This is a genomic window from Paenibacillus sp. H1-7, assembly GCF_022354825.1.
Classification (GTDB): Bacteria; Bacillota; Bacilli; order Paenibacillales; family NBRC-103111; genus Paenibacillus_S.
The window spans coordinates 2,667,868-2,690,622 of record NZ_CP031168.1 but is presented as its reverse complement, the minus strand read 5'-3'; the positions used below and the strand labels follow the sequence as shown (position 1 = coordinate 2,690,622).

Genomic DNA, 22,755 nt, shown 5'->3' with positions numbered 1-22,755 from the left:
TTATATCTTTCTCTAAATGGAAAAGAAGTACTATCTTTCCCTAGTACCTCGGTATCTCCCTATCCCTATCCTTAAACGCGCATTACACAACAAAAACCCCCAGCATATACTGGGGGCAAGCTTCGCTATAAAACGTCATAAGGTTATTCCGTTCAATCAGAACAAAACGTAGGCTCCCGGTCCGATCAAAGCCACACCGACAGCGACGGCGATAAGAATCAAATTATACTCGTAGCCGTTGGCTGTAACCCACAATCCGTTCTTTCCATGCACTTTCACAATCGCCACAAGCATAGTCAATGCGATCAGAATCGCACCTACCCAAGTCAAGACGCCGCTGGCAAACAGCAGCCCTCCGACAAACTCGCTTAATCCGGCGATAAGAGCCATCAGAACACCCGGCTTCATTCCCATCGAGTCCAGCCAACCGCCGGTTCCTTTCAACCCGTAGCCCCCAAACCAGCCGAACAGCTTCTGCGCCCCGTGACCTACGAAAATAAGACCGATGACCAAACGAATAATAAGAAGTCCTGCATCTACCATGATTATCACTCCCTGATAATTAATAACTAACATTATGTAAGTATATTACTTTATTTTAATTACTTTTGTCAAGGGGCTAACTTAAAGTAACTTTATAATATTTTATGCCAGTTGTTCTCCAAACATTCCAGCTGCAAAAAATGTTGATTTCCCGGGGAATGATCGGCCCTTCCTTTATTGTGATAGCCGTAGCGTCCCGTTATAATAAAAGAAAACCGTAGAAAAAAACGGCAATTATATATTGAATAGGGTGATGCGCCATGATGTCTCGCAGAAATTTTGTCAAAAAAATGTTAGTCTCTCTTGCTTTTTTAGCCGGCGGCGCCGGAATTGGTGCTCCTTACCTAAAACGATGGATCGCCCAAGCGGACTCGGAGAAGGAAACCCCTGCAGCGGAAGTGCTGCCGGAACCGGTTCATGTGGAGAAGGTCCTGCCTACGGAACTGCTCGCGTCGTTCTTTTTACTTAGCGATCTCCATATTTCTGTAAGCGAGTCCTCCATGACGGATAGGCTTCATATGGCGCTAAAAGATATCAGCGCTTGGAACGGCCCGCTTGACGCCATCGTACTCGGAGGCGATTTGACGGATTTCGGGCGGGAAAGCGATTACAAGCTATTGAAAAGCATTTTAAATCAATATCAATTGCCCAAGCTCTACGCGAACATGGGCAACCATGATTATTATGATATATGGCTTGACCGCGAGGGCCAGTTTTCAACGGAGACGATGCCTAACGGCAAGACGGATTCGATGGCGAGGGAAAGGTTCCAATCGTTCATCGGCTATGCCGATAAGCCTTATACGGACGTATGGGTCAACGGCGTTCACCTGATCCTTGTATCCCAGGAGTGCTACGTTCAGGAGAAGGCGGACGTTGGCGAAGGAGCCTGGTATTCCGATGAGCAGCTGAACTGGCTGCGCGAAACGATGAAAGCCCACGAGGATGGAAAGCCGGCTATCGTATTTATTCACCAGCCGCTTCCCGAGCCGGGTACCGACGGGGGAACTCACCGCCTTATCCGAGCCATTGCATTCCGGGAAATATTGGCGCCCTACCCCAATGTCTTCGTATTGTCCGGGCATACCCACCGTAATTTCCTGAGCGAGGACCATTACAACAAGCAAAACACGTTCCATTGGTTTAACAATGCATCCGTAGGACGCACCCGCGCCGCTCAGCCTGGCCAAAACTCGGTGGATGTTCAGGGTCTGTTTGTCGAAGTTTACGGCCACCAAGTCGTACTGCGCGCAAGGGAATTCAGCAACCGCAGCTGGATCGAATCGTCCCAATGGACCATCCCGCTCACTACGGCTTGAGATTAGACAGATTAGGACTTTTCTCTATCGTTTTTGTAGGAAAACAGGAGAAGATGTCGAATAAAGAAATTAGGTAGTACTAATAGTGCACATAACATAATTGCATAAGGTGATGTCATTGGACGTAATTAATCAACTACTGCTGAACATGCTAATCATTATTACCCCTGTCTTACTGTATCAATTGTTCTGGGGTGACAGGTGTCATCAGATCGGCGCGAAGATAAACAGACGGATCATTGTCATCCTAGGTTCTCTAATTGCTGTTTTATGTATGGTGTATCCATTCCGGTTTTCCGATGGCTTTCTGTATGATCTCAGAATGGTGCCTCTCGCCGCTTGTATCTTATATGCGGGCATCGTGCCTTCCTTGTGGGTTGCAGCCGTCATGATATGCTATCGGCTGTTTCTCGGAGGAAGCTTCACGGCCTTAAGCCTGAGCTTGGTTTTGACCGGTATATTAATGGTCCTAATATGGCGCAGCAAACCCTATATCGTTACCGGCTCCCGCAGCAGGAATGTGACTGCGGCGGCAATAACCGGCTTACTGATCGGCTTGTTGCCGGCAGTGAGCTCCTGTATTACCTTCTGGTGGATAGGTGAGCCCATAACCATGCGTATTGTCGGCTACTTCGGCCTGTACAGTCTTATTACTGCTTTTACATTAGGGATGGTAGTCTATGTAGTGGAGCAAATTAAGCTGAACTCGCGGCAGCGCAATCAATCACAGCAAGCCGACAAAATGAACGTGCTCAGCGATCTGGCGGCTTCATTCGCCCATGAAATCCGGAATCCGTTAACTGTAGCCCGCGGGTTTGTGCAAATCATGAAGCAGCCGGGCATCCAGGACGACAAAAAGGCGCTGTACACCAACATGGTGCTGGAGGAGATCGACAAAGCCCAATCCATCGTCACTGATTATTTATCGTTTGCCAAGCCGCATTTGGAGGTGATCGAGCTGGTTGACGCGAAGCAGCTGATTCAGCAGGCGCTGAGCTCCATAGAGCCTTATGCCAAGCTTTGCCGCGTTGATGTGGAAACGCAGCTTGATGACAAACTGATCATAAGCGCGAACAGGGACAAATTCGTCCAGTGCATGATCCACTTGTGCAAGAACGGGATCGAAGCCATGCCAAGCGGCGGCAAGCTGCAGATCATCGGAACGGTCCAAAATCGCAGCGTATGCATCGATATCATCGATCATGGAGTAGGGATGACGCCGGATGAGATCCGCAGGCTCGGAACGCCGTTTTACTCCACCAGAGACAAGGGAACCGGTCTCGGCATGATGGTGACCTACCGGGTCATTCAGACGATTCACGGCAAAATCGACGTCACCAGCGAGGTGGGCAAAGGCACCTGCTTCTCGCTCCTCATTCCGACGCTCCACGCGACATCATATCATTGAGCTTTCCTGCCCGATTGCTCCGCCTGAGCCAATACATCCATCACTTCTCGAAAGAGAGGAATGGATGTATTTTTTGTGCCGTCCGGCACGTTCTGGACTAAGACGGCGACGGCATAGCGCGGTTCATCAACCGGACCGTATCCGATGAACCATTGGTTAACCCGTTCCTCGCCGCTCTTTGCTCCTACCTGTGCCGTACCGGATTTGCCGGCTACCGTCCAATCCGCCGACTGCAGCGCTGCTCCCGTGCCGTATTGGACGACATCCGTCATCCATTCCAGCAGTAGGCCGGACGTAGCCTTCGAGATGCCTGAAGGCAATCCGTCTAACGATTTGGCCTCCAGCTTTTCCATCAGCCTGTCGTTGCGGAACCTCATCTCGCTGACGATTCGCGGCGAAGCGACCTTCCCTCCATGCAGCAAGGTTACGACCATATTGGCGGCTTGCAGCGGCGTCACAAGCACATCCCGCTGGCCTATGGAGGTTTGAGCCTTGACCCCGCCATCCTGCTGTGGGGTCGATGCGGCAAACACCTGTCCCTTTTCCTCCGCATCCCAGGTAGACCATTGCTCTTCCTGCAGGAAGGGGCCTGTCCATCCGATCTGTGTACCCAAGCCCAGCTTATGCGCGTATTCCTGCAGCTTAGCACCGTCCAGCCTTTCAGCCAGCCGTGCGAATACAATATTGCAAGATTCCGCATAAGCTTCCTCCAGGCTGATCAAGCCGTGACCTTGCTTATTCCAGCAGGTCAAACCGTATTTCCCCAGCTCTCCGTCACAGCGGAACATTTCACCCGGCTCAGTCACATGCTCCTCCAAGGCTGCCGCGGCCGTTACCGTCTTGAAGATCGACCCCGGAGCAGCCGCCTTGAGTGCACGGTTGCTCCACGTTCCATGCAGCAAATCGACATGCTCCGGGTGGAAGTCGGGCCGGCTTGCCATTGCAATGACATCGCCGTTGGAAGCATCCGTGACCACGACGGCTCCTACTTTCACTTGAAGCTTGCGCATCGCCTGCTCCACCTTGCTTTGAATCGAAGCATCCAGAGTCGTTATGACTTTAAGGGGATAGTAGCCGTTGTGCGGCGACATCCACCTTGCAGCCAGTCCGGGGAGCGGCCGTTTGCGGCCGTCGGTGAACAAGGATAAGGACTCCGGTCCTATCCCTTGAAGCCAAGGCTCCAACGTCTTCTCCAGCCCAGCCCCGCCGATCTTGCTGGTCAGCTGAAGCTCCCCGCGATGGAACTGATCCGTGAACTGACGCGTAATCCGTTCAGGGTTTTGCCCGATGTATCCTATAACCTGGCTGGCCAAGACGGTATCGCCGTAATGCTGCTTTAGCTTAGTGACGGCAAGCTGGGGCAGCCGCAGCGCTTCGATTTGCTTCGCCTGAGCTTCGTTTATGTTTACGGGCTTATCTCCCATTGTCCAAATTTGCGGCTCCTTCAATCCGGTTGAGAACGCTCTCCATTGTTCTACCGGCACTTGCAGCGTGCGGGCGATGTTCGTGTCGTCCATCCTTGTTTGCTCGGGGGATGAAGCATGCACCGGAAATACAACCAGTACCGTCTGCTCCTTCCCGGTCAAAGGAATCCCATCGCGATCGTAAAAGTCGCCCCTGCCGCTATCGAGCACTATGCCTTGAGCTCTCTGAATGACCGAATTTTGCACCAGGTCTACGCCATGCTCCGTCCAATCGCCGCTAGCCGCTACCTGAATCCAGAACAAACGGGCGTTCAAGCCGGCAAGAGCGAGGATGATAATCATTAATATATAAAAAAGGCGGTGCTTCTTCAGTGCCATTCTGCCCTTCATTCGTGTACTACACCCTCCCGCACAGCATACCTGATTATTAGCAGTATGATCTTCCGCTTCGCTCCTCAAACAGCCGACAAAAAAAGCTTTTTTCAAGGCGAGCCTACGCCATGAAAAAAGCTTTTGATTACGAATCATATAGTATAAGACCGATAGATCGAACGATTATACTTCGAACTTGGATAAAGATTCCTTCAATGAATTGGACAATTGCTCCAGATTGTCGGACAACCGCACCAATCCCGAGCTGATATTCAGCTGCTCCGCGCTCAGCGAAGCCACTTCTTGGGATGTGGCGGACGATTCTTCCGCTACGGCGCTTACGTTCGACATCGCATCGGACAGCACGACCTGCGACGCATTCAGATTATCGATCGAACCGGTTACCTCGGACAATTGAACGATGAATCCGTCCATGTGCGACTGAACTTCCTTGAAGATCATATCCGCTTCTTTAACAGAGACGATTTGCTCCTGGAAAATCGGGTATGCATTGGACAAGACATGAACCGTTTCGTCGATCTCCTTTTGAATCGTTTCCGTTACTTGACCGACGATAGCAATCGATTGACGCGATTGATCGGCCAGTTTGCGGATTTCATCGGCGACGACCATGAAGCCTTTACCGGCTGCTCCGGCGCGCGCCGCTTCAATGGTAGCGTTCAATGACAGGATGTTCGTTTGCTTCGTCAAATTGTTGAGCACATCCAAAATTTTACGGATCGAGCGAGTGCTTTCCTTCAAATTGTCGACCTTCTCGACCATATCGCGCGTCATTGCTTCCGTTGCATTGGTCTTGTTGATCAGCTCGGACATATATTGAATCCCTTGCTCACTGGACTGCTGGACGCTCGCCGCCGCTTCACCCATCACGGAGTTGGCGTCGATAACCATCTTCATCTGGGTGCTAATGTTATGAGTAAGCTCATTGCCCCGTTCGGATTCGACAGCCAGGCTGGATGCTCCGCCTGCGATTTCCTCGGTAGCCACCGCGATTTCCTTGGCTGACAGCGCTGTTTTCTTCGAAGCATCCGACACCTCGGTAGCGGTAGCCAGCACTTCTTGAGCGGATTGGGTCGTTTGCTGCACGAGCAGCGTAATTTTCTCCATCATCTGGTTGAAGCTTTGTCCCAATTGACCGATTTCGTCCTGGGAATTCACCTTCATCCGTACGGTCAGATTCCCCTGCTCTCCTTGTTTCATAAGGTTTCGCAGCGTAACGACCGGATGTCCGATCATGCGGGCGACGAAGATTCCGATAAATACGGCAATGATTGCCGCTACACCGGCAATAATCCAGGTGTAATTAAAGATTCTCTTCGCATCTTTCACAAGCTCCTCGACCGGCATGGCTCCAATTAAGTACCAGCTTGTCTTAGGGGACTGATAGTACACAACCTGCGTATCTTTTTTGGCCGTCATCGTATTGTGGCTTTCCTCGGTTAACGATTCCGGTTGTACGTCGAGCGTAGATTTTTGTCCTAATGTATTCCGGTCTTTCGCGAAAATAACGGTAAACTCCGGAGACAAAATCAGCGTTTGGCCCTCGTCGCCCATCTTGATGTCGCCGAGCTCCTTATCAATTGCTTCGAGGCTGATTTCGAGCAGGAGAACCGCTTGCTGCGTATTGGTCGACGTATTTTTCAATACGCGTCCCAGAGCGAACGTAGGCGTGCTTGTTCCGTCAGCGTAGCCTTTTGCTTTGGATTCGAGCCATGTAGCCTTGCCGTTGTTGGTCAATGTCTTCTTGAACCAGTCTTCCTGCGCTACGGACTCCTTGTTCATGGAGCTTCCCGACGAACTGATCGGCTCGCCGCTTGCACGAAGCAAATGAATCGCTTTGATGGTCTTGTTAGAATAGGAGTACACATTCAGCTTGTCGCCGATTTTTTGCCTTACCTGCAAATAATCATAGCTTCCTTTGTTGACGGCATCAATCTCCGTCAGGAGCTTCTTCATCTCTTCATCGAGCAAAATCTGCATGGATAAGTCCTCATATACTCCATACAGCAAGTCCATTTTCTGTCCGGCTTGGACAATGGTTTGCTCCGATGCGTCCACCACTTTATTCTGAAGCACGCCGCTTGAAATGTTATAAGAAGTAAATCCTGCCACTAGTACAAAGAATAAAATGCTGACCAAAAAGATAAGAAACAGTTTCATGCCCACGGACTTCAACGGATTTTCCAGACGAAGACCTGCTGCCGAACCGGGCATCGTATGTGCAACCGTACTTCCGCTGCTTGATCCCCGACTTTCCTGTTTTCTAGATGCCAACCCATTGCCGACTTTCTCTGCCCACTGCTTAAGTACTGACAGTAATTGTTTCAAAGGACCCACCACCCAGTTCTGAATATTAGGCTATTGTGCTTATGTAAGGACGTACCCCGTGTCCCTTTCAATATTTCGACACGGTTTACCAAAATCCTCTAAATAAATCGCTTACATTGCAAAAAAATAGTTCCACCGCCTTAAAGGACGTCAGCTTGTCCTGTGAATCCATTTTTTTGCGCAACACGTAGGATGATATTCCTTTTTCCCAAATTTGTCCATGGGCCTTATGTCCCATCCCTCCCTTATCCTTCCCAATGGCACAATCTTTGACAATTAAAACCCCCGCCCCGAAATACAGCAAAAAACCCGTATCGCCGGGATACGGGTTCGTACTACAGGTTTAGTTGTGAAAGCTTGGATTAGCGCTGAACTCGCAGCGTAATCAGGCTTTCCCCATTTTTTTGCGCATCATGTCAAACGGCTTGAGCGGATGTTCAACCTTCAGCCGGACGATTTGCATCGGATGGCGCGCCGCGTCAAGCTCCTGGCCTGCCTCATCGTAAATGGCAGGAACGGTTTGCTTGAAGAACGAGCCCTTCGGACCGAAAAACTCCACTTCTTGTCCCGGCTTGAAGTGATTGCGCTGCTGAATTGTGGCCACTCCCGTGGATTCGTCATACGCCATAACCACACCGACGAAGTCGTAAGGCGCCGCTTTATCTTCCGGTTCGAAGATATGATCCTCATGCCCTGGCTCGTCGAAGAAGAAGCCGGTGTTCAGCGGACGGTTCGCCGCTTTTTGAATTTCATACAGCCATTCCGGCTTCAGCTCGTAATGCTCGGGATCCTCGAAGTAAGCGTCGATTGCCTGGCGATACGCGTTTACGACGGTTGCGACATAATGGACGCTCTTCATTCGACCTTCGATTTTGAAGCTGTCCACACCGGAACGCACCAGCTCCGGCACGTGCTCGATCATGCACAAATCTTTGGAGCTCATGGAGAAGGCATGATCCTCCTCGTCAAACAACGGCAGCTCTTTGATGCCGTCCTGCCCGCCCTCCTCGGTAGTGAACAGGTCATATTTCCAGCGACAGGACTGGCAGCAGCCTCCGCGATTGGAGTCGCGGTCCGTAAAGTGGTTGGACAATACGCAGCGGCCGGAGTAGGAGCTGCACATGGCCCCGTGCACGAATACCTCGATCTCGACATTCACGTTCTTCTTGATATCCAAGATCTCTTGCATATTCGCTTCGCGTGCCAGCACGACACGTTCGGCCCCTTCTTCCTTCCAAAACTGCACGGCCTGCCAGTTCATCGTCGATTGCTGCGTGCTGAGATGAATTTCCAGCTTCGGAGCTACGCGTTTGCACGTCTCGATAATAACCGGATCGGCAACGATAATGGCAGCAACTCCGGCATCCTGAATGCCGCGCAGATAATTTTCGATCCCTTCGATATCTTCGTTATGAGCATAAATGTTGGTCGCAACAAACACTTTGGCGCCGTAGCGAGCCGCGAACTCTACACCCTCGCGCATTTCTTCGAACGAAAAGTTGTCGGCATTGGAACGCAGACCGTACTGCTGCCCTCCGATATATACTGCATCGGCCCCGTAATGGACCGCAAATTTCAGCTTTTCCAGACTGCCTGCAGGCGCCAGCAGCTCCGGTTTTTCCAGACGGACTCGTTTGCCAAGTAGCTCATGCTGTATCATGGTCATATCAGTTTCCACCCCTTCGTAGTTATGATTAATAGACTTGTTCTTTATAGAAAAATCCGAACGACAGCTCGCGCCGCGGATCCTGCAGCTCGCGAATCGCGTCGATCCACTCATCCTGGAATTCATATTGCTCCGGATCGGCGAAATATGCCTCGATAGCCTTCCGGTAGCTCCGGATCACCGTAATATTGTATTCATGCGATTTCAACAGGCTCTCGATACGGAAGCTGTCAATGCCACCCGCCATCAGCTCGTGCAGGTCTTCCAGCATGCAAATATCGTCGGAGCTCATAATATGCGTCCCGTTAACATCCTCATATACGGGATAACGCTCGTCCTGCCGCTCCTGCTCGATCAGGAACAGCCCTTTATCCAGACTTGTACCTTCTTCTTGGCTGTTGCGTCCCTGATGATCTTTATAATTCGTCAGCAAAGTCCGCTTGGAATGGTAAATATTCGTCATCCCGTGAACCTGGATCTCAACCTCCATTTCGGGCAGGTTCCGCTTGATTTCGAGCGTTTCTTCGAGATTCAGCTCACGGGCAAGAACGATGCGCGTAGAGCCCTTGGAGCCCCAATATTTTGCCGTCTCGTAGTTGGTCGAGGTCATCTCCGCATTCCAGTGCAGCGGCAATCCTTGTGCACCTGCTTGTCTCAGAGCTATTAGAACTCCCGGATCGCCGAATACCGCCGCATCTGCTTTCCACTCATGAATTTGCCGCAAATAAGCCGGCAACTCAGGCAGCAGATTATTATCCATAATTTTATTTACAATGACGTATACTTTGGCCCCGCGCTCATGAGCCCAGGGAATTAATGCGCCCAGTTCGTCCAGCGGGACTTCTCCCGGCAGACGCATGCCAAATCGGTGCTCTCCGACGGCTACCGCGTCCGCACCTGCCTCAATATAGCTGCGGGCTTCTTCCGCCGAGCCGGCTGTTACATACAGCTCCGGTTTCTTCATATGATTCTCTCCTTACTGATTCTTTTTGCTGGCCGCTATGTTTTGCTGATGCTGTTCGAACGTTTCGGCAAACAAATGGCCCTTGCTTCCGTCCTTTTTCGTTACATAAAACAAATATTTCGTATTCACAGGATAAATCGCCGCTTTGATCGAGGACAAGCTCGGGCTCGCTATCGGCCCTGGAGGGAGTCCTGCGTGCAAGTACGTATTATATGGACTTTCCAGCTGCAAGTCCTTCTCAAACAACCGTTCCTTCGGCTTGTCGAACAAATACTGTACCGTAGCGTCGATTTGCAGCGGCATCCCTTTTTGCAATCGATTATAGATTACGCCTGCCACCAGAGGGCGTTCCTCCTCCAGCACGACTTCACGTTCTATTAACGAAGCGATAGTCATCATCTGATGGAAGGTTTGGCCCCGCTCCGCCATTTGCTGCTGCCAATCGGCAGGAAGCAGAGCAAGCTTCTTGTCCAATTCCAGCATCATCCGGTCTATCATTTCGTCTACCGTAATGTCCTTGCTCCATTCATAGGTTTCCGGAAACAAGTAGCCTTCCAGCCGGTTGACCAGCTTCGATTCCGCCGCAGGAACTTGCGCGTACACCTTAGCGGTAAATCCGGTATTTTGCTGCACCGCAGTTAAAAATTGCACAGCGTCCGTACCGAACTGCTGCTGCACCTTCTCCGCGATTTGTTTCACGGTGAAGCCTTCCGGAATGGTCAGCTTGATCCCCTGCTCCTTCACGGTCAATCCTTGATTAAGAGTATCGATAATAGCGTCAAGCGTGATGCCGGGACGCATCTCATATTCTCCGGCCTGAAATTTGTTGCCCTGGTTCTTATATTTCAAATAATAGGAGAACATCTCGGCGCTGCGTATGATTCCCGCCTGCTGAAGATTGCGGGCGATTTGCTGCGATCCCGTACCCGGTGCGATAGTAACTTTTACCGGCTGATCGGACCCGGGCATAGGCTGAAGCATTTGCCTTGCGTACAATCCGAGAGATACTCCACCTGCTAGAACGACAATGATCACCGTTACCACGATGGCTTTCACTGCCGATAGCCGTCTTCCTGAATTCACGTGCCTCCCGAACTCCTTTACGGTATATTCCGCCAAGAACAACGATCCCATCCGCACCTTCATGCTTACGATGCGGCCAGGGGTGCCAGAATCAGGCACTTTTCGGATAAACAACGAAAAAGAGCGGATGTCTCCGCTCAGCTCCGTAATGAACACAAATTGTAGTATACTACATTTCGTCTTGCGGGAACGTCATCTCATCATACAATTCGAATACGTTCTCCCACTCGTCGTCATCTTCTATCGTTTCCAGCTCAAGCTCTCCGTCAGTCGAAGTCACCCGAAACAGCTCGGGCTCCTCCTGCTTGCCTTGTGTCCGCTCCAGGACCGCATAGCCTTGGTCACCCAGCAGAAACTCGGCCAGAAGCTTATAAGCAACGGATTGTTCGCGGTCGTCATACAAAATAATATCATCTCCGTATGCGCTGCGCAACTGATTCGTCTCTTTCATATCTTTTAACTCGTACAAGGAACTGCCTCCTGTTGCTTTCGATTAGCGGGATTCCTCTTCATCGTCGGCGGCTTCGTCCATCAGCGTGTTGAAGGTTTCTTCCACGATGTTCCACTCTTCCTCGTCGTCGATCGTATACAGCTGAAGATCGTCGCCATCTTCCTCGTAACGGAATGCGTACACTTCGTCGGACTCCTCGTCGGCATCGACAGGAACAACCATAATATATTTTTTCTCGGAGCCGTCTACTTCAAACCTGGCAACCACTTCAAATTCCTCTTCATTGCCATCATCATCCGGAATCACAATGATATCCAGCTCGTCTTCTTGCAGTTGTTCGTCTTTAGACATGCCAATCACCTCTTCGATTTGGAATCCATATAGCCTTGCAATATAAGCGCAGCCGCCATTTTATCAATGACTTGCTTGCGCTTTTTACGGCTGACATCGGCTTCGATCAAAGTACGCTGAGCCGAAGCGGTAGTCAGCCGCTCATCCCATAAATGAACGGGCATTTGTAATGCTTCTTGTAAAGATTGGGCAAATGCGATACAAATTTCTCCACGCGGTCCAATCGTGTTATTCATGTTCTTAGGAAGTCCGACAACCAGCTCTTTGACATCGTATAAGCCAATAATCTCGCGAATCCGCGCCAAATCCCGCTCTTCCGTCGTGCGACGGATCACTTCAAGTCCTTGAGCAGTCCACCCCAGCTCGTCGCTGACGGCGATGCCGATTGTCTTATCCCCGTAGTCCAATCCCATTAATCGATCCATGCCATAAACTCCTGGGGTCTGTCGGGGGCGCTTGACGCGCCGCCCTCAACCTGTTAACCTGCTATGATTTATGCTGCTGCAAGTACGAGCGAACCAGCTCTTCGATAAGCTCATCGCGCTCCCGTTTGCGAATAATGCTTCTTGCGTTGTTATGGCGGGGAATATAGGCCGGATCACCGGATAAAAGGTAGCCGACAATCTGGTTAATCGGATTGTAGCCTTTTTCCTGCAATGCGTCATACACCGCCAACATGACTTCTTTGGGAGATGTTTCGATCTCTTCCGCTTTAACGTTGAACTTCATCGTCTTATCCATCGAACTCATCCCAACACCCCCTTCGTAAATCATAGGCTAACAACAACTAATATCTTCTTATATTCGCTGTTTGTCGAATAATTCCTGTTGACACAGCAAATTTATTTAGAGGTTGTTCAAACCATGTCATTTCATGCTAAACGGTAACACTCGCAACAAGCTGTTCGACTTGCTTCAACGCGTCCTGAAGCTTGGAAGCATCCTTGCCCCCGGCTTGAGCCATGTCCGGACGTCCTCCGCCGCTGCCGCCGACAACCGCCGCCGTTTCTTTGATCAGCTTACCGGCATGGTAGCCTTTGGCAACCAAGTCAGGCGTAACCGCAGCAACAAGATTCACCTTGCCTTCAGCTGCAGCTCCCAGAACGATGACCGCCGAAGCCAGCTGCGACTTCATCTGGTCTACGATGCCGCGAAGCGATTCCATATCGCCTGCGCTTACTACTGCCGCCAATACCGGAACTCCTTGCACCAGCTTCACTTGGTCGGTCAAGGAACCGGCTTCGATTTTGCCAAGCTTCGCTTTGAGCGATTCATTCTCTCTCGACAGCTCCTTCAGCTGGGCGAACAATCCGTCAATCCGTTTCGGAACGTCCTGAATGTTCGACTTGAGCAAGCCTGCAGCATCGCGCAGCAATTGGAGCTGCTGATCCAAATATTCGTAAGCATGGCGTCCAGATACCGCTTCAATCCGGCGTACGCCGGAGCCGATACCGGATTCGCTGACGATCTTGAACAAGCCGATCTGGCTGGTGTTGCCTACGTGGCAGCCGCCGCACAGCTCGAGGCTGTAATCTCCTACCTGGACGACACGGACGATATCGCCGTATTTTTCGCCGAAGAGAGCCATAGCTCCCATCGCTTTGGCTTCAGCGATCGGCTTCAAGGAAATGGTAAGAGCGGTGCTCTTCCAAATTTGACGGTTGACACGCTGCTCGATGTCTTGAAGCTCTTCTGCACTGATGCTGCCGAAATGCGAGAAGTCGAAGCGCAGCCGTTCCGGGGCAACCAGCGATCCGGCCTGATTTACGTGCTCGCCCAGCACTTCCTTCAGTGCTTTGTGCAGCAGGTGAGTGGCCGTATGGTTCTTGATGATGTCGTCACGCAGCTCATCGTTAACTTGGGCTTGAACAGCTTCGCCCTTGCGCAGAACTCCGGATTCGACAACAACCGTATGCACATGCTGCCCGTGAGGCGCTTTACTCACGTCCTCCACTTTCAGCACCAAATCGCCGGAAGTGATGACGCCATGGTCGCTAACCTGACCGCCGCTTTCTGCATAGAAAGGCGTCCGGTCGAGAATGACCTGGCACGTTTCGCCTACGCCGACCAGATCGACGAACTGGTTCTCATGGACGATGGCGATAACTTTAGCAGTTGTTACCAATTCATTATATCCAACAAATTCGGTTTTAACCGTGAAATCAGCTAAAGGTCCGCCTTGCACCTTCATGCTGTCGGCATCCTGACGCGCCGCTCTCGCCCGGTCACGCTGCTCCTGCATTGCGCGGTCGAAGCCTTCTCTATCGACGGTCATCCCTTTCTCAGCGGCGAAGTCCTCGGTCAAATCGAACGGGAATCCATACGTATCGTACAGCTTGAAAGCGTCAGGGCCGCTGATTTGAGTGGAGCCCTCTTTGCGCGCCTTCTCCGTCATATCGGCCAAAATATTCAATCCGTCCGACAGCGTCTCGTGGAAGCGTTCTTCTTCCGTACGGATTACTTTCTCGATAAACTCGCGCTTAGCAACGACTTCAGGGTAGTAAACTCCCATGATTTCGCCGACGATAGGCGTCAGCGTATACAGGAACGGCTTGTCCATACCCAATACTTTGCCGTAACGTACGGCACGGCGGAGCAGGCGGCGAATAATGTAGCCGCGGCCTTCGTTGGAAGGAAGCACGCCGTCGCCTACGGAGAATACGACCGTACGGATATGGTCGGCAATGACCTTGAGAGCCACGTCATGCTCTTCGTTATCATGATATTTGACTCCGGCAAGCTGGCACGTCTGCTGGATGATCGGCTGGAACAAGTCCGTATCGAAGTTGGAATCCACGTTCTGCAATACGCTGGCGAAGCGCTCGAGGCCTGCGCCCGTATCGATGTTTTTGTTAGGAAGCGGCGTATAGCTGCCGTCTTTGTTATGGTTGAACTGCGAGAATACGAGGTTCCAAACTTCGAGGAAGCGCTCGTTTTCGCCGCCAGGCCAGCATTCCGGATCGTTCAGATCGCCATAGGCATCGCCGCGGTCGTAAAAAATTTCCGTACAAGGTCCGCATGGGCCTTCGCCGATATCCCAGAAGTTGTCCTGCAGCTTGTAAATGCGCTCTTCCGGAATGCCGATTTTTTTGTTCCAGAACTCGTAGGCTTCCGTGTCCTCCGGATAGACGGTAACGGACAGCAGGTTCGGATCCAGGGCGAGCCATTCTTTGCCTGTCAGGAATTCCCAAGCCCAGGTGATAACTTCCTCCTTGAAGTAATCTCCGATGGAGAAGTTGCCCAGCATCTCGAAGAACGTATGGTGGCGGCGAGTCTTGCCGACGTTCTCGATATCGTTGGTACGGATACACTTCTGGGAGTTGGCAATCCGCGGATTGTCAGGGACGACGCGGCCGTCAAAATACGGCTTCAGCGGGGCCATCCCTGCGTTGATCCACAAGAGCGACGGGTCGTTGTGAGGCACAAGCGGTGCGCTTGGCTCGATCTTGTGACCTTTGCTTTCAAAAAATGTTAACCATTTGGAACGTATTTCGCTGGCTTTCATGAGTGTTGACCTCCTACAGAATCTATCTTGTATGTGCAAAAATAAAAAATCGCCCCTGCTAACAGGGACGAATTGATCGCGGTACCACCCTGGTTACTGTACAGACGCTCGCATACAAGATCTTCCGAGCGCATGATTAAGCTGCACAATCTCCTTGTCAGACGTATAACGGGTCCATCCGGCGGATTTGTTCCGCACTCCGAAATGAGCTTTCAGCCATCCTTCACAATAAGGCTCTCTCAGCTGGCCTTATGCTTCTGCAGCATGAAGGGCCAGAACCTTTTCTCTGGATTATGGTCTATGGCTTACTGAATTTCATCAACGCTTTGGTTTATTACATTATGACTATATTAAGGAAATTATATACGTTTCACAATAGCACTGTCAACTGAGCGGATGCCTTGGATAAGCCTGATTTTACCGCTTGTTCTCCGCTTCCCACGATACCGATTCGAGCAGGCGGTACTTGAACAGCGCCAGGATGAAATCCGTGTAATAATCGTTTCGGATGATCCATTGATAGTCCTGATTGCGGTGCGGGTAATACAACACGTCGGTATGCACCTCGTTGCGGTCGAAATAGTCCCGGATCAGCCGAAATCGCTGGACGACGGAATCGTCGGGTTCGTTTAACTTAAATCGTATTTCTATATCTTTGTCGTGCCGGTTCTCCGTTATCGTATAACGTTCCTTGTCATATATATATTTCAGCATGGTAACAGCCTCCCCTGTTCATCCGTCTTGCTTCGCGAGCTTTACATCAAATAGCGCACATAAATATAAATGTTGGCGATTACGATTGACAATATCATGAGCGGAAATCCGACTTTAAAATAGCTCATGAATGAAATCGGATGGCCTTCCCTTCCCGAAATTCCCGCCACAATCAGGTTGGCGCTCGCTCCGATCAATGACCCGTTGCCGCCTAGGCACGCACCAAGAGCCAGGCTCCACCATAGAGGCTCCAGGTTGTTTACGCCCATCGTGCCCATTTCCTGAATGAGCGGAATCATCGTGGCGACGAACGGAATGTTATCGAGAAAAGCCGATGCAATGGCACTGAGCCATAGGATCAAAACGGCCGATTTGGCCACGTCTCCCCCGGTGATCCCAACGGCATAGTCCGCTAAGGCGGCAATGACTTCGGTCTCTACAAGACCGGATACGAGCACGAACAGCCCTACAAAGAAAAAGATGGTCGTCCATTCCACCCTGTGGAACGCTTCCTCCAGGAAATGCTCCCCTGTCAACAGAAGCAGTAAAAATGCTCCGGCCAATGCAACGGTAGCCGATTCCAGATGGACGACTTGATGAATGAAGAAGCCGAATATCGTCAGACCCATGACGGTGATGCATTTTTTCAACAGAACCGGGTCTTTGATCTCCTCTTTCTCATCCATATCCATAATACCTTGGCGCAGCTCTTCCGTTGTCTGTATTTGCTTGCGGTATATGAGCACGAAGAACGGAAGGGTCAGGAACAGGATGAGAAACGAAATGAAGCTCAAGTTATTGATGAACGCCATGAACGTCAGCTCCTTCACCGCACTGCCGATCATAATGTTCGGAGGATCGCCGATCAGCGTCGCTGTGCCGCCGATATTCGAAGCCATAATCTGCGATATGAAGAAAGGAATCGGCGTTACGCGCAATTGCCGCGTGATGCTTAACGTTACGGGTACCATGAGCAGAACGGTCGTGACATTGTCCAGAAATGCCGATCCAAAGGCGGTGACGACGCCGAGTACGATAAGAATTTTGGTCGGATGGCCTCCGACCTTTTTGGCAGCCCATACCGCAATATACTTGAATAACCCGGTCTCCGCCGTGATGCCGACGATGATCATCATTCCGATCAACAAACCGAGCGTATTGAAATCGATATGATGCACCGCCGTCTCCTGGCTGACGATACCGAGCCCAACCATCAGCAATCCGCCGATCATCGCTACGATGGTCCGGTGAATTTTCTCGGCGATAATAAGTCCGTAAATAACAAGAAAAATGGCAATGGCAATCCAAGCTTGCTGATCCAGTGTGATCTCCTCCTATGTATCGCTCATGAGTGCGCATGATGCCTGAAAAACGCAAAAAAGAGCCCTTGTTGACAGGCTCCTCCGAATTTAACGCAATTATTCATTTGTTCCGCTCGATTTTCAGGCGCTGTTCGTATTATACGGCAAAACCTTAGGGGGTTTCAATAGTTTATTGAAGGAGAGATGTTCTCGCGATCCGCTCCTCAAGTCGTTCTGCGGTGGACATAGTACATCAAGATGTGCTGCAGAATCACCTTCATTACGGCGAAGAACGGCACCGCAAGAATCAACCCGACCACGCCGGCCAGCTCTCCGCCTACCAGCAGCGCGAATATTATCAGCAGCGGGTGCATCTTGAGCGATCTGCCTACCACTTGAGGGGAGATGACGTTGCCTTCGAGAATTTGGCAGGCCGTATTGACGATAGCCACCATCAGCACCATTTTGAGCGAGATGGTCGAAGCCATGATGATGGCCGGCGCTGCGCCGAAAAAAGGCCCCAAATACGGAATGATGTTGAAGATGGCGACTAAGCAGGCGAGCAACAGCGCATAGGGCATGCCGATCATCCAATACCCAAGGTAAGCGAGCAGCCCGATGATCATACAGACGATGAATTGACCGCGTATGTAATTGCCAAGCGCCGTATCCATATCCACGAGCAGCGTAATGATCTGCTTGCGTTTCGCTTTAGGGACGATGGCAAGGACCGTTTTCTCGATCAGCTGATAATCCTTCAGGATATAGAATGCCAAGAACGGAATGATGAAAGCGATAAACAGCATATTGATTGTGCTTCCAATACCGTCGATATATTTGGAGATGGCTAGTGAAACTCCATTTTCCAGCTTCGCAAGCGATTGATTAATCCCGGTACGGACGCTGTCCGGCAAAAACTGGACGCTGTTCATGCCGTCCACGATCCCCTGCGCCTTCATGGCGAGCTGCGGGAGATGATTGTTGAGCTGGGACAGCTGCGACATGAACATCGGAATGACATTCATAAGTACTACGGTTGTCGAGAGGATGAAGACGGCGTATATCAACAGTACGGCCACGGTTCGCGGCACCTTGCGGGCATTCAATAAGGACACGACCGGATTCAGCACATAAGAGATGATCATGGCGATAATAAACGGAGCCAATATTTCCTTGAGAAACAGAAACAGCGCGGTGATTATCGGCTTGATTTGCAGCAGAAAAAACAGAATGAGCAAGCTCAGCAACGTATAAATAAGGACGGAAAAAAATCGGCTTTTGTAAAATCGGTCCAACGGTATCACCACCTATACTGCAAAATCGCTGTCACCCTTACAGTATATGTACAACCCTTCTATCTTAATCCTGTGTACCCACTTTTGCATCAATCAAGCATAGTTTGGATGCAGCAGAATAAACTGGAAAGTGTGCGGACGATCCAATGGACCTCCTATTGTGAAACGGTATATAGATATGCCGATAATAATAGATTGCTTGCAGTTGACGGCTGTTTCAGGTACAACTAAAAAAAGCACCGGATCATTCGCCGTGGCTGGCGGTAGATGCCGATGCTTCATTTCATCGATCTGCTTTGTTATGCTATATCAGTTGGCATGAACTTGCGTAATTTCCTCTTCGAAGAACAAATCGTCAAGAGAGCTGAGCGTTCCGTCCTCTTCTACTTGGAAGACGGACATTTTCTCGCCGTTTACCGTAAGTTCAATAAAGCATCCCCAGCAATAGAATTGATGGGAGCCGATTTTGCCGATATCTTTGGAATTGCAATTTGGACAACGCAGCATTTGAATCACCCTATTCTTCTTCAATTGGTATAAAGCTTTCCTCCAATGTATCATTGCAATGAACAGGTACGATAATCGCATCTTTGCCTACAGTCACCTTTTCAGGTAAAGGAAGCCATTTGCGCCCTTCTTTAAGGTCCGAAATAAAGCCTTCCGTCAGTTCGTAGCCTATTACCTTTTTACCCTTATTCTGGTCTAAATAAACGTCGTCGACGATACCCAGCTGCTGTCCGTTAACCGTTAGTACGGGCATTCCTTTTAGCTTCCGGTCTCCATTACAAAGCGATGTATAACCCGGATTGTCCTCGAGCGGGCAGAGCACTTCTTCGTCTTCAATCGTAATCGCGTCATCGCCCAGGGCGATGACATCCTTCCACTTAATGCAGCTCGGCGTGGCGAACCAATGCTTCGTTTCCAGAAGTACTGCTTCCACCTGCCAGCCCTCACCCAGCAAAATATCCTTGGCGGTGCCCAGCTGCTTGCCGGATTGTACGCAAAATATCGGCAGTCCGATTACATCACGCGCTCTTTTCAATGGAGACTTCCTCCTGCAGCAGCATGTTAATTAAACATTTGATTACCATCGGATGTCGTGAACCCTGTCACGGCGGCTGCCGCGTAATCGCAGGGGTCATAACGAAGAGGATCGCCTATACTAGATATTACGTACACGGCCCACAATGGTTGCAATGATTGCTGCAGCCTCTTCAATATGTTCCAACGTATTGCCGATGCCGAAGCTGAAGCGTATGGCCGATGTCGTCAGCGCATCGGGAAGCTGCATGGCCTTGAGAACATGGGACACCTCGAGCGAGCCGGATGTGCATGCCGATCCGCTTGCCGCTGCGATGCCTTCCAAGTCCAAGTTCATGAGCATCGTCTCGGTAGAAACGCCCGGGAAGCTGATGTTCAAAATATGCGGCAGCCGTTCATCGGGATGACCGTTCACCACTGCCTGTTCCGGACCGAGCAGCTGATGAAGCTTCGCCACCATCGCATTACGTAGTTTTTCCAAGTTTTGTTGCTTTTCATACCTGTCGCGACTCAAAATTTGCACAGCCTTCGCAAACCCGGCGGCGGAAGCAACATTCTCCGTTCCCGGTCTCCGTTTGCGTTCCTGATTTCCCCCGTACAGCATGGGCTCCATCTTGGCTTGCTTCGCTATATAAAGCGCACCGATCCCTTTGGGACCATTGATTTTGTGCGCGGAAAAGCTCATGAAATCCACCGGCATTCGGCTCAAGTCCATAGGAATCATCCCGAGCGCTTGAACGGCGTCAACGTGAAAAGCAATTCCGCGGGATCGGGCTATCGTGCCGATTTCTTGAATCGGTTGTATCGTTCCAACCTCATTGTTGCCATACATAATACTGATTAATATGGTGTCCGGACGAATCGCAGCTTCGATATCGGATACGCGAACACGGCCTGTGCTGTCCACAGGCACGTAAGTAACCTCGAAGCCTTGTGATTCCAAATGCTCGCAGGCATGAAGCACCGCATGGTGCTCCGCCTGCGAAGTAATGATGTGTTTGCCTAAGGATTGTCGAGCGGCAGCCGCACCGAATAGCGCCAGATTGTCGCTTTCCGTTCCGCCGCTCGTAAAGAGTAATTGGGAAGGCGCGCAGCCGATAAAAGAAGCCAGCGTATCTCTGGATTGATTGAGTACCGCGCGAGCTTCTCTTCCTGCGCTGTGTGTGCTGGAGGCGTTCCCGAAATTTTGTGTGAAATGGGGCAGCATGGCTTCTACGACTTCCGGATGAACCGGAGTTGTAGCCGCATGGTCGAAATAAATGTACGTCATAGTGAACCTGCAATCTTATATGTAGAACATATAGTTGTCGTTTTGTCCTTCATCCTTAAAGGTGATCAGGTCGTTCAGCGTCGTCGAATCAAGAACTTGAGCGATGCCGTCGCGAATGCGAACCCACAGATCGCGCTTAGCAGGATCGTCTTCTTCTGTAAAATCAACCGGGCTGATCGGCCCTTCCAGTACCCGAATCACATCGCCGGCAGAAATATCCTCCGCCGTCTTCGATAGTATGTATCCCCCGTAAGCTCCTCGAATACTTTTGACCAGACCTGCGTTTCGAAGCGGAGCGACCAATTGTTCCAAGTAATGCTCGGAAAGCTGATGCTTTTCTGCAATACTTTTTAGAGAGGTGGGGCCTTCGCCGTATCTGGTTGCCAGCTCCATCATGATGGTTAGTCCATATCGCCCTTTAGTAGAAATCTTCAAATAGAGCACCTCATTTACATTTCATACATTTTGGTATCTTTTTTATCGTAACATAAAACCTTCTTTTATGGGAGAAAAACCGTGACATATTCATGAAATATTTTATAATTGCTTAAAACTATGTATAATACTATTTAGACAACGGTCGAAACAAGCTGTAAAGTGAGGGTACACAGATGAACAATAAAACACGTGTCGTCCTCGGAATGTCCGGCGGAGTGGATTCTTCCGTCTCCGCGCTTCTATTAAAGGAGCAGGGCTACGAGGTTATCGGCGTTTTCATGAAAAACTGGGATGATACCGACGAATTCGGACATTGCACCGCAGAAGAGGATGCGGAAGACGTACGCCGGGTGTGCGACCAAATCGGTATTCCCTATTATACGGTAAATTTTGAGAAACAATACATGGATAAGGTGTTTCAATACTTTTTGGACGAGTACCGGAAAGGCCGCACGCCCAATCCCGATGTCATGTGCAACCGCGAGATCAAGTTCGGCGAATTTTTGCAAAAAGCGCTTGAGCTTGGCGCGGATTATATCGCAACAGGCCATTATGCGCGAGTGGAGCAACAGGACGGCGTATACCGCCTGCTGCGCGGCGTCGACAACAACAAGGATCAAACGTATTTCCTGAATGCGCTGAATCAATACCAGCTGTCGAAGGCGATGTTCCCAATCGGACACCTGCCTAAGCCTGAAGTGAGAGCCATTGCCGAAAAGGCCGGTCTGTACACGGCTAAGAAAAAAGACAGCACCGGCGTTTGCTTCATCGGCGAACGCAACTTCAAAGAGTTTCTGAGCGGCTATTTGCCTGCTAAACCCGGGGATATGGTCACGCTCGATGGTGAAGTGAAGGGCCGTCATGACGGACTGATGTACTATACCCTCGGACAACGGCAAGGGCTGGGCATCGGCGGCTCCGGCACCGGCGAGCCTTGGTTTGTTGCAGGCAAGGATCTCGAGAGCAACGTTCTGTATGTGGTTCAAGGGGAAAAGCACCCGAGTCTGTATTCGAAAGGATTGCGGGCTACCGATCTGAACTGGATCAGCGGCAAGCTGCCCGAAGCGCCGATCCGCTGTACAGCCAAATTCCGGTATCGCCAGCCGGATCAAGGCGTGACGCTGGCATTCGGTCCGAACGGTACCGTCGAAGTAACGTTCGACCAGCCGCAAAAAGCGATAACACCCGGCCAATCGGTCGTATTCTATGACGGCGACAGCTGTCTTGGCGGCGCGACGATAGACGAGCTGCTGCGGTGAGG

21 protein-coding genes are annotated in these 22,755 nt (G+C 50.7%); 3 read left to right on the top strand and 18 right to left on the bottom strand.

Going from position 1 to position 22,755, the window contains the following annotated elements:
- Positions 1-156: 156 nt before the first annotated feature.
- Entirely contained in the window at positions 157-543 is a 387-nt protein-coding gene (locus DVH26_RS12010; RefSeq protein WP_239633918.1) for a DoxX family protein, read from the bottom strand.
- A 260-nt stretch (positions 544-803) separates the two neighbouring features.
- Here DVH26_RS12010 and DVH26_RS12005 point away from each other — a divergent pair, with 260 nt between their 5' ends.
- Together DVH26_RS12005 and DVH26_RS12000 are read left to right on the top strand one after the other, a co-directional pair.
- The gene (locus DVH26_RS12005; protein WP_239633917.1) at positions 804-1,862 is read left to right on the top strand and encodes a metallophosphoesterase family protein; all 1,059 of its coding nucleotides are present in this window, start codon (positions 804-806) and stop codon (positions 1,860-1,862) included.
- A gap of 118 nt (positions 1,863-1,980) precedes the next feature.
- Positions 1,981-3,270 (top strand): ATP-binding protein, encoded by a 1,290-nt coding sequence (locus DVH26_RS12000; protein WP_239633916.1) that lies wholly within the window; start codon positions 1,981-1,983, stop codon positions 3,268-3,270.
- Here the strand turns inward: DVH26_RS12000 and DVH26_RS11995 are convergent.
- The 17 genes from DVH26_RS11995 to cymR all read right to left on the bottom strand — a co-directional run bounded on the left by DVH26_RS11995 (position 3,264) and on the right by cymR (position 21,491).
- Positions 3,264-5,084, bottom strand: a complete 1,821-nt coding sequence (locus DVH26_RS11995; protein ID WP_239633915.1) for a peptidoglycan D,D-transpeptidase FtsI family protein — start codon at positions 5,082-5,084, stop codon at positions 3,264-3,266. The genes DVH26_RS12000 and DVH26_RS11995 overlap by 7 nt on opposite strands.
- Positions 5,085-5,249: 165 nt before the next feature.
- On the bottom strand, positions 5,250-7,301 hold the full coding sequence (locus DVH26_RS11990; RefSeq protein ID WP_379460946.1) for a methyl-accepting chemotaxis protein: 2,052 nt from the start codon (positions 7,299-7,301) through the stop codon (positions 5,250-5,252).
- Between the two features lie 499 nt (positions 7,302-7,800).
- Positions 7,801-9,081 carry a peptidase U32 family protein gene (locus tag DVH26_RS11985; protein WP_239633913.1) on the bottom strand — a complete coding sequence of 427 codons (1,281 nt, stop codon included), beginning with the start codon at positions 9,079-9,081 and terminating at the stop codon, positions 7,801-7,803.
- Positions 9,082-9,109: 28 nt separating this feature from the next.
- Positions 9,110-10,045 (bottom strand): peptidase U32 family protein, encoded by a 936-nt coding sequence (locus DVH26_RS11980; RefSeq protein WP_239633912.1) that lies wholly within the window; start codon positions 10,043-10,045, stop codon positions 9,110-9,112.
- A gap of 12 nt (positions 10,046-10,057) precedes the next feature.
- A complete protein-coding gene (gene mltG / locus DVH26_RS11975) occupies positions 10,058-11,128 on the bottom strand; it encodes an endolytic transglycosylase MltG (protein WP_239633911.1) in 1,071 nt (356 codons plus the stop codon).
- A 169-nt stretch (positions 11,129-11,297) separates the two neighbouring features.
- The gene (locus tag DVH26_RS11970; protein ID WP_239633910.1) at positions 11,298-11,597 is read right to left on the bottom strand and encodes a DUF1292 domain-containing protein; all 300 of its coding nucleotides are present in this window, start codon (positions 11,595-11,597) and stop codon (positions 11,298-11,300) included.
- Positions 11,598-11,621: 24 nt separating this feature from the next.
- A complete protein-coding gene (locus DVH26_RS11965) occupies positions 11,622-11,930 on the bottom strand; it encodes a DUF1292 domain-containing protein (protein ID WP_239633909.1) in 309 nt (102 codons plus the stop codon).
- 5 nt (positions 11,931-11,935) lie between these two features.
- Positions 11,936-12,355, bottom strand: coding sequence for a Holliday junction resolvase RuvX (ruvX, locus tag DVH26_RS11960; RefSeq protein WP_239633908.1), 420 nt, complete (start codon positions 12,353-12,355; stop codon positions 11,936-11,938).
- Between the two features lie 61 nt (positions 12,356-12,416).
- Positions 12,417-12,680, bottom strand: a complete 264-nt coding sequence (locus DVH26_RS11955; protein WP_028549809.1) for an IreB family regulatory phosphoprotein — start codon at positions 12,678-12,680, stop codon at positions 12,417-12,419.
- Between the two features lie 127 nt (positions 12,681-12,807).
- Entirely contained in the window at positions 12,808-15,435 is a 2,628-nt protein-coding gene (gene alaS / locus DVH26_RS11950; RefSeq protein WP_239633907.1) for an alanine--tRNA ligase, read from the bottom strand.
- 417 nt (positions 15,436-15,852) lie between these two features.
- Complete coding sequence (locus DVH26_RS11945) at positions 15,853-16,149, bottom strand: hypothetical protein (RefSeq protein WP_239633906.1); 297 nt, start codon at positions 16,147-16,149, stop codon at positions 15,853-15,855.
- Positions 16,150-16,190: 41 nt separating this feature from the next.
- Positions 16,191-17,471 carry an ArsB/NhaD family transporter gene (locus DVH26_RS11940; protein ID WP_239635346.1) on the bottom strand — a complete coding sequence of 427 codons (1,281 nt, stop codon included), beginning with the start codon at positions 17,469-17,471 and terminating at the stop codon, positions 16,191-16,193.
- Positions 17,472-17,674: 203 nt separating this feature from the next.
- The gene (locus DVH26_RS11935) at positions 17,675-18,745 is read right to left on the bottom strand and encodes an AI-2E family transporter (protein WP_239633905.1); all 1,071 of its coding nucleotides are present in this window, start codon (positions 18,743-18,745) and stop codon (positions 17,675-17,677) included.
- Between the two features lie 309 nt (positions 18,746-19,054).
- Entirely contained in the window at positions 19,055-19,252 is a 198-nt protein-coding gene (locus DVH26_RS11930) for a hypothetical protein (protein WP_239633904.1), read from the bottom strand.
- A gap of 10 nt (positions 19,253-19,262) precedes the next feature.
- A complete protein-coding gene (locus DVH26_RS11925; RefSeq protein ID WP_239633903.1) occupies positions 19,263-19,787 on the bottom strand; it encodes a PRC-barrel domain-containing protein in 525 nt (174 codons plus the stop codon).
- A gap of 120 nt (positions 19,788-19,907) precedes the next feature.
- A complete protein-coding gene (locus DVH26_RS11920) occupies positions 19,908-21,056 on the bottom strand; it encodes a cysteine desulfurase family protein (protein ID WP_239633902.1) in 1,149 nt (382 codons plus the stop codon).
- 15 nt (positions 21,057-21,071) lie between these two features.
- Positions 21,072-21,491, bottom strand: coding sequence for a cysteine metabolism transcriptional regulator CymR (gene cymR, locus DVH26_RS11915; RefSeq protein WP_239633901.1), 420 nt, complete (start codon positions 21,489-21,491; stop codon positions 21,072-21,074).
- Positions 21,492-21,667: 176 nt separating this feature from the next.
- Here cymR and mnmA point away from each other — a divergent pair, with 176 nt between their 5' ends.
- Positions 21,668-22,753, top strand: coding sequence for a tRNA 2-thiouridine(34) synthase MnmA (mnmA, locus tag DVH26_RS11910; RefSeq protein WP_239633900.1), 1,086 nt, complete (start codon positions 21,668-21,670; stop codon positions 22,751-22,753).
- Positions 22,754-22,755: the final 2 nt, after the last annotated feature.

Coding starts and splice junctions, on each gene's coding strand:
- DVH26_RS11930 (WP_239633904.1), bottom strand. CDS start 19,252: ATGCTGCGTTGTCCAAATTGCAATTCCAAAGATATCGGCAAAATCGGC.
- DVH26_RS11965 (WP_239633909.1), bottom strand. CDS start 11,930: ATGTCTAAAGACGAACAACTGCAAGAAGACGAGCTGGATATCATTGTG.
- DVH26_RS11920 (WP_239633902.1), bottom strand. CDS start 21,056: ATGACGTACATTTATTTCGACCATGCGGCTACAACTCCGGTTCATCCG.
- alaS (WP_239633907.1), bottom strand. CDS start 15,435: ATGAAAGCCAGCGAAATACGTTCCAAATGGTTAACATTTTTTGAAAGC.
- ruvX (WP_239633908.1), bottom strand. CDS start 12,355: ATGGATCGATTAATGGGATTGGACTACGGGGATAAGACAATCGGCATC.
- DVH26_RS11980 (WP_239633912.1), bottom strand. CDS start 10,045: ATGAAGAAACCGGAGCTGTATGTAACAGCCGGCTCGGCGGAAGAAGCC.
- DVH26_RS11995 (WP_239633915.1), bottom strand. CDS start 5,084: ATGAAGGGCAGAATGGCACTGAAGAAGCACCGCCTTTTTTATATATTA.
- DVH26_RS11990 (WP_379460946.1), bottom strand. CDS start 7,301: ATGCCCGGTTCGGCAGCAGGTCTTCGTCTGGAAAATCCGTTGAAGTCC.
- DVH26_RS11945 (WP_239633906.1), bottom strand. CDS start 16,149: ATGCTGAAATATATATATGACAAGGAACGTTATACGATAACGGAGAAC.
- mnmA (WP_239633900.1), top strand. CDS start 21,668: ATGAACAATAAAACACGTGTCGTCCTCGGAATGTCCGGCGGAGTGGAT.
- DVH26_RS11985 (WP_239633913.1), bottom strand. CDS start 9,081: ATGACCATGATACAGCATGAGCTACTTGGCAAACGAGTCCGTCTGGAA.
- DVH26_RS12005 (WP_239633917.1), top strand. CDS start 804: ATGATGTCTCGCAGAAATTTTGTCAAAAAAATGTTAGTCTCTCTTGCT.
- DVH26_RS11955 (WP_028549809.1), bottom strand. CDS start 12,680: ATGAGTTCGATGGATAAGACGATGAAGTTCAACGTTAAAGCGGAAGAG.
- DVH26_RS12010 (WP_239633918.1), bottom strand. CDS start 543: ATGGTAGATGCAGGACTTCTTATTATTCGTTTGGTCATCGGTCTTATT.